This window comes from Natronococcus sp., assembly GCF_047921035.1.
Classification (GTDB): domain Archaea; phylum Halobacteriota; class Halobacteria; order Halobacteriales; family Natrialbaceae; genus Natronococcus.
The window spans coordinates 35,759-49,183 of record NZ_JBLRWX010000015.1 but is presented as its reverse complement, the minus strand read 5'-3'; the positions used below and the strand labels follow the sequence as shown (position 1 = coordinate 49,183).

Sequence of the window (13,425 nt, the reverse complement as noted above, 5' to 3'; positions counted from 1 at the left end):
CGCGGACGGCCGGCGGCTGCGACGGGCGGTCGAGGCGGCCGACGTCCCGGTTCAGGTCGGTCACGTCGAGCGGTTCAACCCGGCGGTCGAGACCCTCGAGGGGATCCTCGAGGAGCTGTCGATCGTCGGCGTCGTCGCCCGCCGACTCGGCCCGCCCCCCGGACGAACGATCGCGGACAGCGCCGTCACCGACCTGATGATCCACGACATCGACGTCGTCCGCGCGTTGCTCGGAGACGATCCCGTCGACGTGGTCGGCTGTGGCGTCGCCGAGGGCCGCCACGCCGCCGCCTTACTCGAGTTTCCCGAGGCGATGGCGTCGCTATCGGCGAGCCGGCTGACCCAGCGCAAGGTTCGCACCCTCGAGATCACCGCCGAGGAGTGTCTCGTCGCGGTCGACTACCTCGAGCAGTCGATCGAGATCCACCGGCGATCGGTCCCCGAGTACGTCGAGCGCGAGGAGGGGGTCCGGTTCAGACACGAGAGCCTGATCGAACGGGTGCGGGTCCCGAACGACGAACCCCTGCGACGGGAGCTCGCGTCGTTTCTCGAGACCGTCCGGACGGGGACGACTCCCGAGGTGACCGTCGACGACGGGATCGCCGCCCTCGAGATCGCACGGCGGATCGAGAACCAGACGCGGCCCGAACGGCCGCGAGCCGATCCGGAGGCGCGCCATGACTGACCCGCGGGCACGCGATCGGTCACGGCGTCGAAATCGACGAGGGGCGAGCTGATGTACGGCGGGCGAACGATCGGCGTCGTCGTCCCGGCCTACGACGAGGCAGGGTTCGTCGGCAACGTGCTCGAGACGATCCCCGACTACGTCGATCGCGTCTACGCGGTCGACGATCGCTCGAGGGATCGCACCTGGGCCGAGATCACCGAGCGCGCGACCCGACTGAACCGCGAGGCGGCGGTCGACCGCAACTCGGGGGCGCTCGTCGCGGGCGCGACGTTCGATCGTCGAATCGTGCCGATCCGCCACGACCGCAACCGCGGCGTCGGCGCCGCCATCGCGACGGGGTACCGCCGGGCGCTCGCCGACGGAATCGACGTGACGGCCGTGATGGCCGGCGACGGTCAGATGGATCCCGCGTACCTGCCCGCGCTGCTGGATCCGATCGTCGACGGCGAGGCCGACTACGCGAAGGGGAACCGACTGACCGACGGCGCCTACCGGGCGGAGATGCCCCGGTTCCGGCTGGTCGGGAACGCGATCCTGACCGCCCTGACCCGGATCGCCTCGGGGTACTGGCGGATCGGCGATCCCCAGAACGGGTACACCGCGATCTCCCGACGCGCGCTCGACGTGCTCGACCTCGAGGCGCTCTACGATCGGTACGGCTACCCGAACGACCTGCTCGCCCGGTGTAACGCCGCGGGGCTGCGCGTCGCCGACGTCCCGATCCCCGCGCGCTACGGCGACGAGCAGTCCTCGATCGCGTACGCGACGTACGTGCCGACGGTGTCGGCGCTGCTCGTCCGGACGTTCGTCCGGCGACTCGCGAGGCGGTACCCCCTCCGGAAACGACACCCCGTCTCGCTGTCCTACGCGCTCGGAGCGCTCGCCCTCGGAGGGAGCGTCCTCGAGGGAGTCCGGTCGCTGCGCCGTCGCCGATCGCGAACCGCGGACGGGAAATCGGGTGCGTTCGGCCGGCCGACGCTGCTGGCGCTGGCGGGAACGGCGCTGCTGGCGCTCGCGACGCGCCTCGAGAAGCGCCTGAACGCGCCCCTGGAGGTGCTCCGATGAGCGAGCGCGTCGTCGTCACGATCCAGCACCCCGCCCACGTCCACTTCTTCAGACACGCGATCGGCGAGCTGCGCGGGCGGGGGTACGACGTCCGCGTTCTCGTCCGGGAGCGCGAGCTGGCCCGCGAACTGCTCGAGCGCTACGGCATCGCCCATCGGCGGATCGCCGGCTCCGTCGCGTCGCCGCTGGGACTGCTCGCGGTCCAGCCCCGCTACGAGTACGAGATCCTCCGTCGCGTGCGCCGACTCGAGCCCGCCGCGATCGTCGGGATCGGCGAGCCGGCGGTAGCCCACGCGGGACACCTCGTCGACGGCGAGGGAATCCTCTTTACCGACACCGAGCACGCGGCGGTGCAAAACGCCGTTTCGCTTCCGTTCGCGGATCGGCTCTACACGCCGACGGCGTTCTGGGACGACTACGGCTCTCACCACCGTCGGTACCCCGGCTACCACGAACTCGCCTATCTCCACCCCGATCGGTTCGCTCCCGATCCCGCGGGGCTGACCGGGATCGGCGACGAGGGGCCGCTGGTCGTGGTCCGGCTCGTCTCCTGGACGGCCGCCCACGACGTCGGCCGGAGCGGGCTGGCCGACCTCGAGCGCGTGGTCGCGGGCCTCGAGCGCTTCGGCGCGACGGTTCGCGTCACCGCCGAAGGGCAGCTCCCGCCATCCCTCGAGGCCCGCCGGCTCGCGACCGCCCCCGATCGGATCCACGACCTGCTCGCCGAGGCCGACCTCTTTCTCGGCGAGGGGGCGACGATGGCGATCGAGAGCGCGCTGCTCGGGACGCCCGCGCTCTACGTCTCGGGGCTGCGGGCCGGCGTCCTCGAGGAACTCGAGGGGCGCTACCGGCTGTTGCGGTGGCTCTCGGCGGACGCTCGCCCGATCGATGTTCTCTCGCACGCGCGCGAACTGCTTCGGATCCGCGAGTCGACCTGGGCGCGTCGGCGACGGCGGGTCCTCGAGGAGACGGTCGACACGACCGGCGTCATCGTCGGCGCCGTCGAGGACGCCGTCCGCGGTGGTCGGCCGAGGGAGTCGGCGGAGTCGACCGTCCCGGAGGTCGTCCGCCGATGACCGACGTTCCGGGGGAGTTTGCGCTCTGTCTCACCCACGACGTCGACCGGGTGTACAAGACCTACCAGGCGCCGTACTACGCCGTCCTCGAGCGCGACCCCTCGCACCTGCGCTCGCTGGTCACCGACGAGCGGCCGTACTGGCAGTTCGAGGAGCTGATGGCCCTCGAGGACGAACTCGGCGTCCGCTCGTCGTGGTACGTCCTCGACGAGCAGTCGCTGCTGGATCGGTCCCCGCGGGAGTGGCTCCGGCCGGAGAGCTGGATGCTCTACGCGGGACGGTACGACCCCACGGAGCCGGAACTCGTCGACGCCTTCCGGGCCCTCGAGCGCGGCGGGTGGGAGGTCGGACTGCACGGCTCCTACGAGTCCGCGGACGACCGGGAGCGACTGCGGGCCGAGAAGCGGACGCTCGAGGGGATCCTCGAAGGGAGCGTGGTCGGCGGCCGCCAGCACTACCTGAACCTCGTCGGCCAGCGCAGTTGGGAACACCACCGCGCGATCGGGCTCGAGTACGACGCCAGCTACGGGTCGAGTACGAACTACGGGTTCGACGGGCGCTACGACGTGCTTCGGCCGTTCGACGACTCGTTCGTCGTCTTCCCGCTGACGCTGATGGAGCGAGCCCTGATTCCGTCGGCGCCCTCCCTCGAGTGGGCCTGGCGGGAGTGTCGGCGGCTGCTCGAGGAGGCCCACGACCACGACGCGGTGATGACCGTGCTCTGGCACCCCCGGTACATGAACGAGGCGGAGTTCCCGGGCTACCGCACGCTCTACGAGCGACTGATCCGCGAGGCGAAGGCGATGGGGGCCTGGGTCGGCCCCTGCCGGGAGTGTCGCGAGTTGCTCGAGGGCCGGCGGGAGACGTCGTCACAGCGGTAACCGGTACGGTCGCCGAACGCCGACCGGCACCGCACCGACGGGAGGGGTACTTCTTCGAGCGAACGCAATAGATTGAAATGAGTTACTACAACAGTAACAAACATGTCCTCGTTCGCGTCGTATCCGCAACTCGCAGGCGAACTCTTCGAGCGGGTGCAGCTCTCGAAGGCGTTCGACGACTCGAAGGCGTTCGTCGACACGATACCCGAGGACGAGGTCGAGGCGATCAGGGACCGCTTCGAGCGCGAACGATCCGAGCCGGGGTTCGACCTCGAGGAGTTCGTCGCCGACGCCTTCGCGCTGCCGGAGGATCCCGTCACCGCCGCCGACCCCTCGAGGATCTCGATGGAGCGCTACATCGACGAGCTGTGGAAGCACCTCATCCGACAGCCGAGCGAGGAGCCGGAGCGGAGCACGCTGCTTTCGATTCCGGGTCGGTACGTGATCCCCGGCGGGCGGTTCCGGGAGAGCTACTACTGGGATACCTACTTCGCCGCGACCGGACTCGCGGTGACGGGCCGGATCGACCTCATCGACGAACTCGCCGAGAACAACGCGGCGCTCGTCGAGGAGTACGGCTGCGTCCCGAACGGCAATCGCCTCTACTACTCGAGCCGATCGAACCCGCCGATGTTCTGTCACCTCCTCGATATCCTCGAGAACGAGCGCGGGCTCGAGGCGGTCGAACCCTACCTCCCGGCGCTGCGGCGCGAACACGAGTTCTGGATGGACGGCACGGAGACCGCGACGCCCGACGACCCGGCGACTCGCCGCGTCGTTCGGACCGACGAGACCCCACTCAACCGGTACTGGGACGACCGCGCCGCGCCGCGCGAGGAGTCCTACCGGGAGGACGTCGCCCTCGCAGAAGAGACCGACCGCGAGGACCGACGGCTCTACCGGGACGTCCGGGCGGCCTGCGAGTCGGGCTGGGACTTCAGTAGCCGGTGGCTCGCCGAGGACGACGACCTGACGTCGATCCGAACGACCGAGCTGCTCCCGGTCGATCTGAACGCGCTCTGTTACGCGATGGAGGACAACCTCGCGCGGTGGGAGCGAGCCGCCGGGAACGCGGATCGGGCCGACCGCTACGCCCGAGCCGCGGGCGATCGACGACGAGCGATCGATAGCTACTGCTGGGATCCCGAGGCGGGCTTTTATTTCGACTACTGCTGGACCGAGGAACGGCGAACCGACACCTGGTCGCTCGCGGCCGTCGTCCCGCTGTTTTGCGGGCTGGCGACCGAACGGCAGGCGGCCGCGGTCGCGGCCCACCTCGAGGAGCGGTTCCTCCATTCCGGCGGGCTGGTGACGACGCTGACCGAGTCGGGCGAGCAGTGGGACTACCCGAACGGGTGGGCGCCGCTGCACTGGATGGCCGCCGTCGGCCTTCGCCAGTACGGCTACGACGGGCTGGCGGAGACGGTCGCCGGCCGGTGGCTCGACCTCAACCGCGACGTCTTCGACCGAACCGGACTGATGCTCGAGAAGTACGACGTCACCGGCGGCTCCGGCGCCGGCGGGGGCGGGGAGTACCCGCTGCAGTTCGGCTTCGGCTGGACCAACGGCGTCGCGCTCGCGCTGCCGGCGCTGTTCTACTAGGCTGGCCGTTCCGCCCCCGACGAAGCTGCCCGCATACCCCTACCCGACCGTTGCCAAGCAAGGCCAAGCCCTACCCGCGCCTCCCGAGTACGGCCGACCGAGACACGTGGTCGTCGCTACCGAACTTCTGGTCGCGCTGGTCGTTCTGGCCTTTTTCGGCGGAATCGTCGTCGCCACGATCGGTCCCGGGGGCATCCTCATCGTCACCGGGCTCTACCTGCTAACGTCGCTCTCGAGCGCCGAGGTCGCGGGCACCTCGAGCGCCGTCTTCACGATCGGTGCGGTGCTCGGGAGCCTCATCTACGCCCGCTCGGGCGAGATCGACTGGTGGATCGCGGGCGTCGTCAGCGCGGCCGCCGCGGCGGGCACCTGGATCGGCGTGCAGGCCAACGCCTACCTCTCGCGGGCGCTGTACGGGTTGATTCTGGCCGCGCTGCTGGCGACCGTCGGCGTGACGATCGTCTACCGCGAATATCACGACCTCGAGCCCCGCGTCGAACTCGGTCGAGGCGGGTGGGACACCGTCGGCTTCGTCGCGGTCGGGCTCGTGATCGGCGTCGCCGGCGGCCTGCTGGGGATCGGCGGCGCGGCGCTGTCTGCGCCCGCGCTGGTGCTGGTGGGCGTGCCGATGCTCGCGACCATCGCGATCACGCAGGTCGTCGTCGTCGCGACCGCGCTGTTTACGGCCGTCAACTACCTGCTGCTGGACGCCGTCGTCACCTCGCTGTTCGTCCCGATCACGCTCTCGTATCTCGGCGGCGTCGGAATCGGCTGGTGGGTCGCCCACCGGGCCGATCCCGGCCGGCTCAAACTCGCGCTCGGTGTGGCGCTGATCGGGCTTGCGGGTTCGCTGATGGTCTAGAGGCCGAGTTCCCGTCGAGCCTCCTCGCGATCCACCTCGAGACCGAGCTGGTGCTCGCCGTAGTAGAGCGCGCCCCCGCCGCTACCGACGATGTAGCCCAGCGGGCCGACCGCCTCGATGCGGTTGTCGTCGCTCGCGGTGAACCGCATCGAGGTGTCCTCGAAGGCGAGGTCGCCGTTGACCCAGTAGCGCATCGTCCCGTCGGCCTCGGCGGTCCCGCCGTCGTAGGAGTTGGTCACGATATGACACTCGATCTCGTTCCACGCGTCCATCTCGACGACGGCGTCGGTCATCTGGAAGTCGCCCGAGCCGTCCATGTGGTAGGCGTACGAGAAGAACTTGTACCCCTCCGGCGCGGGCGAGTCGTTTCGGTTGGCGAACCCGATCGCGTTCGACCAGCCGTTTTGCCCGTCGGCTGCGCCGCCGCCCGAGGAGCCGCCGCCGTTGGTCAGCGGCGCCCAGAACATCCGGACCGTGTCGTCGGCGCCGAGGTCGAACCCCTCGGGGTAGACCGTAAAGCGCGTGTAGAGTTCGTCCTGCTGGTCGCCGACGTGGTCGGGCAGGCGGTACTCGCAGTTCGCGATCTTCGAGTCGCCGGTGAACTCCGTTCGCAGCGAGCGCTCGTTGCGCGTTCCTCGATCCGCGACGAACTCCGGCGTGTACGACCCTCGAACGTCGTTGACGTCGTACACCTCGTCCGGGCTCGCGTACTCGTCGTAGTCGACGTCGATCATCCGCGAGTCGGTCTCGGCGGCCGCGGTCGCGCTCGCGCCTGCACCGGTACCAACGCCGAGCGCGGCCAGCGCCCCGCCAGCGAGGCCGAGGTACGATCGCCGGCCGAGAACCGCGCCGTTACGCCCGCGAAATCCGTCGTTACGCGTCTCGTCGGTTCGGTCTCGAGCCGGGTGCTGTCGTTCCATGCGGTCGGGAAACGGGGAACGACGGTTATCAATTTTCCCTTTCTGAAGACTGTAATAAAATCCGAAACTGATTCTGACTGGCCGGATCCTGTGTTACGTTTGACCGAATTCGACGGGACAGATAGTCCGAACGCAATCGTCTATTACGGTGAGCAACGCGCGGTTCACCGCGGTCAATCGCGAGTTAGACGTGACGAGACGCGTACCCGCAACCGTTCGCCGGACCGACGACGGCGAGAAAGACGGGATTACTCGCCGACCGCGGCCGTGACGATCGGACTCGCTTTCCCCGTGGCCGTCGCCGTCGACCTATGCCACCGGGGCCTCGAGTGCTGGTCCTCGACGGCGACTATCCGACCTCGCTGACGATCGCCCGCGAACTCTCGGCGGATCTCGAGGCGACGATCGTCGGCGCCGGGACCACGCGGTACAGCCGTCTCTGCCGGTCGCGCTACTGCGACGTCGCGGTCACGATCCCCTCCCCGGACGATCCGGACTACATCGAAGCGCTGTGGACCGTCCTCGAGGCGACCCGTCCGCAGATCGTCCTGCCGGTCGGATACGAGTCGGCCGCCGCGATCGAGTCCACCCGCGACGAACTTCCTGCCTACACGGCGGTGTGTCTCCCCGGTCCCGACGCTTTCGAGACCGCCGCCGACAAGACGGCGACGATGGGCCTGGCCGAACGGGTCGGGATCGAGGTTCCGGCCGACTACTCGAGTCTCGTCGAGACCCTCGACGCCGAGGGACGGGAGCGGGGCGCGCTCGAGGCCCTCGAGTTCCCGCTGTTCTGCAAGGCCCGCCGGGAGGCCGGCGGCGGGGGCGAGACGACCGCTCGCGTCGTCGATCCCGCCCGGTTCTGGGAGGTCTACGACCGCCTCGAGGAGGCGTCGCCGACCGGCGAGGTGCTCGTCCAGGAGTCGATCGACGGCTCGAGTGTGACCTACGGCTGCGGGCTGTTCTGCCGAAACGGAGCGGTCGAACTGCGGATGGCTCACGAGGAACTCCGCTCAGTCCCCCGTCGCGGCGGGAGCGGTACGCACCTCCGGCTGCGCCCGGACCCCGCCCTCGAGTCGGCGGCGAGCGACCTGCTCCGGGCGCTCGAGTGGGACGGCGTCGCCCTCGTCGAATGCAAGCGCCGCGCGGACGGCGACCTCGTCCTCATGGAGATCAACCCGAAGTTCTGGGCCTCCTACGCGCTGGCCAGCGCCCACGGCTACCGGTTCGCCTCGCGGCTGGTCGCGACGACGCTGGGGCTCGAGGACCGCCTCCCCGAGCGCTCGCCGGAGCCGACGGGGGAGATGACGTTCCCGCTCCGGGAGCTGTACTACTACGCCCGCAATCGGAAGGAGGAGCGACTGCTCGAGTGCGTGCGCGCGGTCGCGAGGCCGGGGGTTCCCTGGAACGTCGATCGCTCGGACCTCGGGGCGTGGTTGACGCCGCCGGCCACCGTTCTCGAACGGCTCCCGACGGTGACCGCCGGACAGAAGCGAGCCGCCGACCGCGAGGCGGTCGCGTTCACGCGTCGCTAGGCTCGTCGGGATAGTCGCCGGGGTCGACCTCGTCGCCCCCGATCCACAGCTCCTCGGGCGAGGGGTCGGCCTCGAGGGCGACGACGTCGCCGTCGAAGAGGTAGCCGTCGACGGTCTCGGGTTCGGCCGTCGCCTCGGCGGTCGCGTACCCGTGCTCGGATTCCTCGGCGGGCGTGATCTCGACGGTCCCGTTGTAGGTCGCCTGGTGGCCGTCGGCGTTGCTCCAGTCGGTGTGGACGACGGTGCCGTCGACGAACAGCCGGTAGGTCGCGCGCTCCGCGCCGTTGACGTACGTTACTCGCCCGTCGTAGGCGTCCATGTTCGCCGGATCCTCAAAATGGGGGTGCTGGTCGTAGGGCGGAATCTCGGGGATCCCCGCGGCGAGCAGTTCGTGTTCGTCGTAGTAGATCGACAGGTCCACGGGCGCGGTCTCGCTCCCGCCGTAGCGCACCAGCGGGCCGGCGTACTCGACGGCCTGCTCCTCGACCGTCGTCCAGCGGAAGTCCGTTCGCTCGTAGGCGAGGTCGCCGTCGATCCAGCACCGGGCCTCGCCGTCGGCGAGCGCCTCGCCGTCCGCGACCGCGTTCATCGCGACCTCGGTCTCGAGGGCGATCCACTCGTCGGCCGGCAGCCTGGCGTCGGTCAGTTCGAACTCGCCGCTGGTCGAGGGCTGATCGAGGTGGTAGGTGTAGGCCGCGAGCTTGTACTCGTCGGCCGATCGCCCCTCCCGGTTCGTGATCGCGAGCATGCTCGACCAGCCGTCGGTACCCGAGGGCCGTCCGCGACCGCCCGAGCCGTGCTCCCCCGCCTCCGTGTTCAGTCCGAGCGCCCAGAACCGACAGACGTCGCCTGGCTCCATCGTCCAACCGTCGCCCAGTCGGATCATCGCCCGCTGTCGAACCTCGAGGGGCTGGCCGTAGCCGTTCGCGGGAAACCAGTAGGCGGCGTTGCTCCCGTTGCTCTCCCCGCGGGGGATCTCACAGCGCAACGCCGTCTCCCCATCGAACGTGTGGTTGTCGACGAACGAGAACGCCGTCGGCTCGCCCGACCACACGCGGTAGGCGTCGGTCGGCGCCTCGAGCGCGTCGTACTCGATCCCGACGAATTCGACGCCCTCGTCGTCCTCGTCGACGCGGTCCGCGAGCGAGTCCTCGAACCCGGTCGACTCGTCCGGCGCCTCGTCCTCGGGCGGTTCCTCCGGCACCGTCTCCTCCGGCTCGTCCGATTCGTCGGGATCCTCAGGGTCGTCGGTCGGACACCCTGCCAGCAGCGTCGTCGCGGCGACGGCGCCGCTCGCCTTCAGGACGGTTCGCCGATCCATCGCCGGAAGGACGCGTCGGCGGTCCTATAGCGTTCGGCATCGTCCCGGCGGGAAGCGCGATATTGTCGCCGCTCGAGGGCGGTAACCGCGAGTTATCGACCGACGGCGTCGGGACTCCGATCGTCTCGGACTCGGGACGACGGACGCACGGCAGCGCCCGATTACGACGGCTCGAGCCGTCGGTTCGGCTGAACGTCCTGTAACGTTTTTCGCGCTGGTTCGCGTAGCCGAGCCTCGACCGTGCAGCACTGTCAGACGGGATCGATCGACCCGGCTTCCGGCCGGGGCTGGAGGATGGGATGAGCCGGGACGTTCTCGAGCCGGTTCGACTGCTCTCGGCCGCGCTCGTCGCAGCGGCCGTGCTGGGTGTCGGGATCCCGCTCGCGCTCGGCCTGTCGAACCTGTCGATTCTGGGGCTGTACGTCGCCGTGCCGCTGCTCGCGGCGCCGCTGGTCGCCCGTCGCGTTCGTGGCGGTTCGGTGACCGTCACCGGGACGGCGGCACCGATCCGGATCGACTGGCGCCTCCCGTCGACGGCGTTTCACCTCGTTGTCGGGACGCTCGTGATCGTGCTGGTCGCAACGGAGGTCCGCCCGTACGGCTTCTACGCGGGCGTCGCCGTCCTCTACGGCCTCTGCTTTCTGTTGATCGTGACGACTCCGCCGGGGCGGGCGAGCCGCGCGATCGGACTCTACCACCTGGTCGTCGCCCTCCTGCTGGTCGTCTTCAGCGTCACGCTGAACTATGACTTCTTCGTCGGCCACACCGACCTCTCGGCCCACACCGCGATGACCGAGACGATCCTCGAGACCGGACGGACGTCGACCCTGCTACCGGGCTACGAGTCGTTCCAGCTCTGGCACGTCTACGCCGCGTTCGGCTCGCTCCTGCTGGGAGACGGGGTCGCGGCCCACACGACTACCTCCCTCCTGTCGGGCGGGCTGTTCGCGGCGGGGGTCGGGCTCGTCTTCGGGCTCGCCCGTCGGCTCCACCCCGACGAGACGTTCGGCCTGCTGGCGTCGCTGGTGGCGATCGCGTTCCCGCTGTACCTGTTCTACGGGATGTACTCGATCCCCCGCAGCGCGACGTCGATCCTGTTCGTCGCGCTGCTGGTCGCGCTCGCGAGCCGGCCGACCGCGGGGATGCGACTGCTGACCGTCGGGCTCGTCGCCGCCGTCGTCGTCGCCCACCCCGTGACGATCCCGTTCGTGCTGGCGATCCTCGCTCTCGTCGCGCTGGCCGAGCGCGCGACCGGGCGGACCGAGCCGCTCGTCGACGCCTACGTCCTTTCGGTCTCGGTGCTGACGATGGGCCTCTACTGGCTGTACGCCGCCGAGGGGCTCGTCGTACGGCTCGCGGGGACGATCGAGTCGGTCCTGTTCGGCCCCTCCGAGTCGGCGGTGCCGGAGGGCGTGATCGCCAGCCCCTGGGTCGAACTCGCGAACTACGTCCCCTACGGGTTCGCGCTCTTCTTCGTCGTCCTCGGTTTCCTCTTCTTGCTCGAGCGCCGGGCTCGAGGCCCCGACGCGAGCGAGGACGTCCCCTCGAGCGCGGCGGTCGCGAGCGACGGCGGCCGGCCGCGAGGGTCGGGCCTGTTGACGGTCGGGATCGTCGCGGTCGCGCTCGTCCCGCTGATCTTCCCCGGTCCCCTCCTCTTGCTCGACGCGCTGGCCGGGATCAACGTCGACCGGTTCGGTCACTACGGCTTCGCGTTCGTCGCGCTGACGGGCGGCTACGGGCTGTACGAACTCGTCCGTCGGGGCGGCCTCGCGACCGTGCTGGCCCTGCTCGTGATCCTCTCGCTGTTTACCTTCGCCGCCGTCTCGAACGACTTCACCGCCTCCGACAACCCCGTCGTCGAACGCCCGTTCTACACCTTCTACCTCGAGGACGAGGAGCGCCAGTCGTTCGAAGCGATCGACGACGGCTACCGGGGTGAGTTCGGCACCGATCGGGTCAGCTGTCGGTACATGGGCGAACGCCTCGGGGCGCCGTGTGCGGTGGTCGACGCCGCCGACGGCGACGCCATGTTCGACGACCACGACGCCGTCCTCCTGCGCGAGGGCGAACTCGAGGACCGCCCGCTGCAGTTCTCGGCGTACGTCGACGAGGCCGAGCTTCCGCGGGCGGAACTCGAGGATCGGGATCGGGTGTACGACTCCGGCTCGGTGTCGTTCCATGTCTGAGCGGATCCGATTCACCGTAGATTTTTGCAAGCGGTTCGAGCGACCGCAGGGAGCGAGGACCCGCAACAAAAAGGTACGTTCGCAACGTCGTATTACCGCAGCCTCGAGCCCGAAATCGTCGGCCGGATTTACGCCCCTCGGCGTGGACGGGTGGCCGATGACGAGCCCGCGCCGACGCCGATACCTCCGACTGCAGGTAGCCTGGCTGCTCGGAGCGCTGCTGGCCCTCCTCCTCTCGGGAGCGTTCTCCCTCGGCGCGTACGTCCTGCTCGCGGTCCTCGGGAGCGTCGTCCTCGACGAGCTGTTGACCCCCCACGAGGTCGAGCCCCGCTGGCGCCCGCGGTGGCTCGTCCCGGTCGGGCTCCTCGCGGCCGCCGTCGTCGTCGCCGTCCGCACCCTCGAGCTGCTCGCGCCGGGGGTGGTGCCGTGAGCGCCGAGCGATCGCGACTCGCGCTGCTCGCGTTCGCCGCCATCGTCGTGCTCGCGATCGGCTGGTTCGGCGCGACCTCGAGTGGCGCCTACGACCCGTACAACCCCGGAAGTGAGGGTACCAGCGACCTCCGCCAGGCCCTCGAGGACGACCCCGATCGCGAGTACGCGGCCGTCGATAGCTCCGACGCCCTCGAGGCCGACGACGCCGCGGTCGTCGTCCTCGAGTCCGGGACCGACGAGGAGACGGCCGACAGCGCCGCGTCGTTCGTCCGTGAGGGCGGAACCCTGATCGTCCTCGCCGACGACCCCGCGGCGAACGAGTTCCTCGCGTCGGTCGGCGGCGAGGCCCGGCTCGAGACCGGGACGCTCCGCGACGACCGCCACCACCACCGCGGGCCCGCGATGCCGATCGCGACCGAGACGGCCGACCACGAGCTGACCGAAGGGGTCGATCGACTGGGCCTCGATCGCGCGACCGCGCTCGAGCCGAACGGCGCGACGGTCCTCGCGACGACGAGCGACTCGAGTTACCTCGCGGACGGCCCCGAGGCGAGCCGCGCCGAGGACGACGTCCTCGGCCCGCGGTCCGTCGCGACCGTCGAGAGCGTCGGCGAGGGGACGGTGATCGTCGTCGGCGACGCGACGCTCGCGACCAACGAGGGTCTCGAGCGCGAGGACAACGCACGGCTGCTCGAGAACGCTTGGGCCGACGCGGACCGGGTCTCGCTGTTCCCGCCCGCGTTCGACGGCCCGCCGCCGCTGGCGGGTCCGATGGCGCTCGAAGGTCCGGCGAGCGTCCCGTGACCGCCCTCGAGCCGACGCAACGAGTCGTTACCCTCCCCGACGGGCTCGAGAAACGG

At 69.9% G+C, this 13,425-nt stretch carries 12 protein-coding genes; 10 read left to right on the top strand and 2 right to left on the bottom strand.

Annotated features, from left to right (window positions below; all coding sequences use genetic code 11):
• The 6 genes from ACNA7R_RS05265 to ACNA7R_RS05240 form a co-directional block, all read left to right on the top strand.
• A partial coding sequence (locus tag ACNA7R_RS05265; RefSeq protein WP_416282510.1) for a Gfo/Idh/MocA family oxidoreductase occupies nt 1-685 on the top strand: 685 nt, incomplete at its 5' end.
• A 51-nt stretch (nt 686-736) separates the two neighbouring features.
• Nucleotides 737-1,753: a glycosyltransferase family 2 protein gene (locus tag ACNA7R_RS05260; protein WP_416282509.1), complete on the top strand. Its 1,017-nt coding sequence runs from the start codon at nt 737-739 to the stop codon at nt 1,751-1,753.
• Nucleotides 1,750-2,829, top strand: a complete 1,080-nt coding sequence (locus ACNA7R_RS05255) for a hypothetical protein (RefSeq protein ID WP_416282508.1) — start codon at nt 1,750-1,752, stop codon at nt 2,827-2,829. Before ACNA7R_RS05260 ends, ACNA7R_RS05255 begins: the two co-directional genes overlap by 4 nt.
• Entirely contained in the window at nt 2,826-3,710 is an 885-nt protein-coding gene (locus ACNA7R_RS05250; protein ID WP_416282507.1) for a polysaccharide deacetylase family protein, read from the top strand. The genes ACNA7R_RS05255 and ACNA7R_RS05250 overlap by 4 nt, the downstream gene beginning before the upstream one ends.
• Nucleotides 3,711-3,812: 102 nt before the next feature.
• Complete coding sequence (gene treF, locus ACNA7R_RS05245) at nt 3,813-5,312, top strand: alpha,alpha-trehalase TreF (protein WP_416282506.1); 1,500 nt, start codon at nt 3,813-3,815, stop codon at nt 5,310-5,312.
• A 106-nt stretch (nt 5,313-5,418) separates the two neighbouring features.
• Nucleotides 5,419-6,174: a sulfite exporter TauE/SafE family protein gene (locus ACNA7R_RS05240; RefSeq protein WP_416282505.1), complete on the top strand. Its 756-nt coding sequence runs from the start codon at nt 5,419-5,421 to the stop codon at nt 6,172-6,174.
• Here the strand turns inward: ACNA7R_RS05240 and ACNA7R_RS05235 are convergent.
• Nucleotides 6,171-7,094 (bottom strand): hypothetical protein, encoded by a 924-nt coding sequence (locus ACNA7R_RS05235; protein WP_416282504.1) that lies wholly within the window; start codon nt 7,092-7,094, stop codon nt 6,171-6,173. The genes ACNA7R_RS05240 and ACNA7R_RS05235 overlap by 4 nt on opposite strands.
• A 311-nt stretch (nt 7,095-7,405) precedes the next feature.
• Between ACNA7R_RS05235 and ACNA7R_RS05230 the strand changes: the two genes are divergently transcribed.
• The gene (locus ACNA7R_RS05230) at nt 7,406-8,626 is read left to right on the top strand and encodes an ATP-dependent carboxylate-amine ligase (protein WP_416282502.1); all 1,221 of its coding nucleotides are present in this window, start codon (nt 7,406-7,408) and stop codon (nt 8,624-8,626) included.
• Here the strand turns inward: ACNA7R_RS05230 and ACNA7R_RS05225 are convergent.
• Nucleotides 8,613-9,947 carry a twin-arginine translocation signal domain-containing protein gene (locus ACNA7R_RS05225; RefSeq protein ID WP_416282501.1) on the bottom strand — a complete coding sequence of 445 codons (1,335 nt, stop codon included), beginning with the start codon at nt 9,945-9,947 and terminating at the stop codon, nt 8,613-8,615. The genes ACNA7R_RS05230 and ACNA7R_RS05225 overlap by 14 nt on opposite strands.
• 299 nt (nt 9,948-10,246) lie before the next feature.
• On the opposite strand from ACNA7R_RS05225, the gene ACNA7R_RS05220 reads away from it, so the two are divergent.
• The 3 genes from ACNA7R_RS05220 to ACNA7R_RS05210 all read left to right on the top strand — a co-directional run bounded on the left by ACNA7R_RS05220 (nt 10,247) and on the right by ACNA7R_RS05210 (nt 13,369).
• Nucleotides 10,247-12,133 carry a hypothetical protein gene (locus tag ACNA7R_RS05220; protein ID WP_416282500.1) on the top strand — a complete coding sequence of 629 codons (1,887 nt, stop codon included), beginning with the start codon at nt 10,247-10,249 and terminating at the stop codon, nt 12,131-12,133.
• 157 nt (nt 12,134-12,290) lie between these two features.
• On the top strand, nt 12,291-12,563 hold the full coding sequence (locus ACNA7R_RS05215; RefSeq protein ID WP_416282499.1) for a hypothetical protein: 273 nt from the start codon (nt 12,291-12,293) through the stop codon (nt 12,561-12,563).
• On the top strand, nt 12,560-13,369 hold the full coding sequence (locus tag ACNA7R_RS05210; protein WP_416282498.1) for a DUF4350 domain-containing protein: 810 nt from the start codon (nt 12,560-12,562) through the stop codon (nt 13,367-13,369). The genes ACNA7R_RS05215 and ACNA7R_RS05210 overlap by 4 nt, the downstream gene beginning before the upstream one ends.
• Nucleotides 13,370-13,425: the final 56 nt, after the last annotated feature.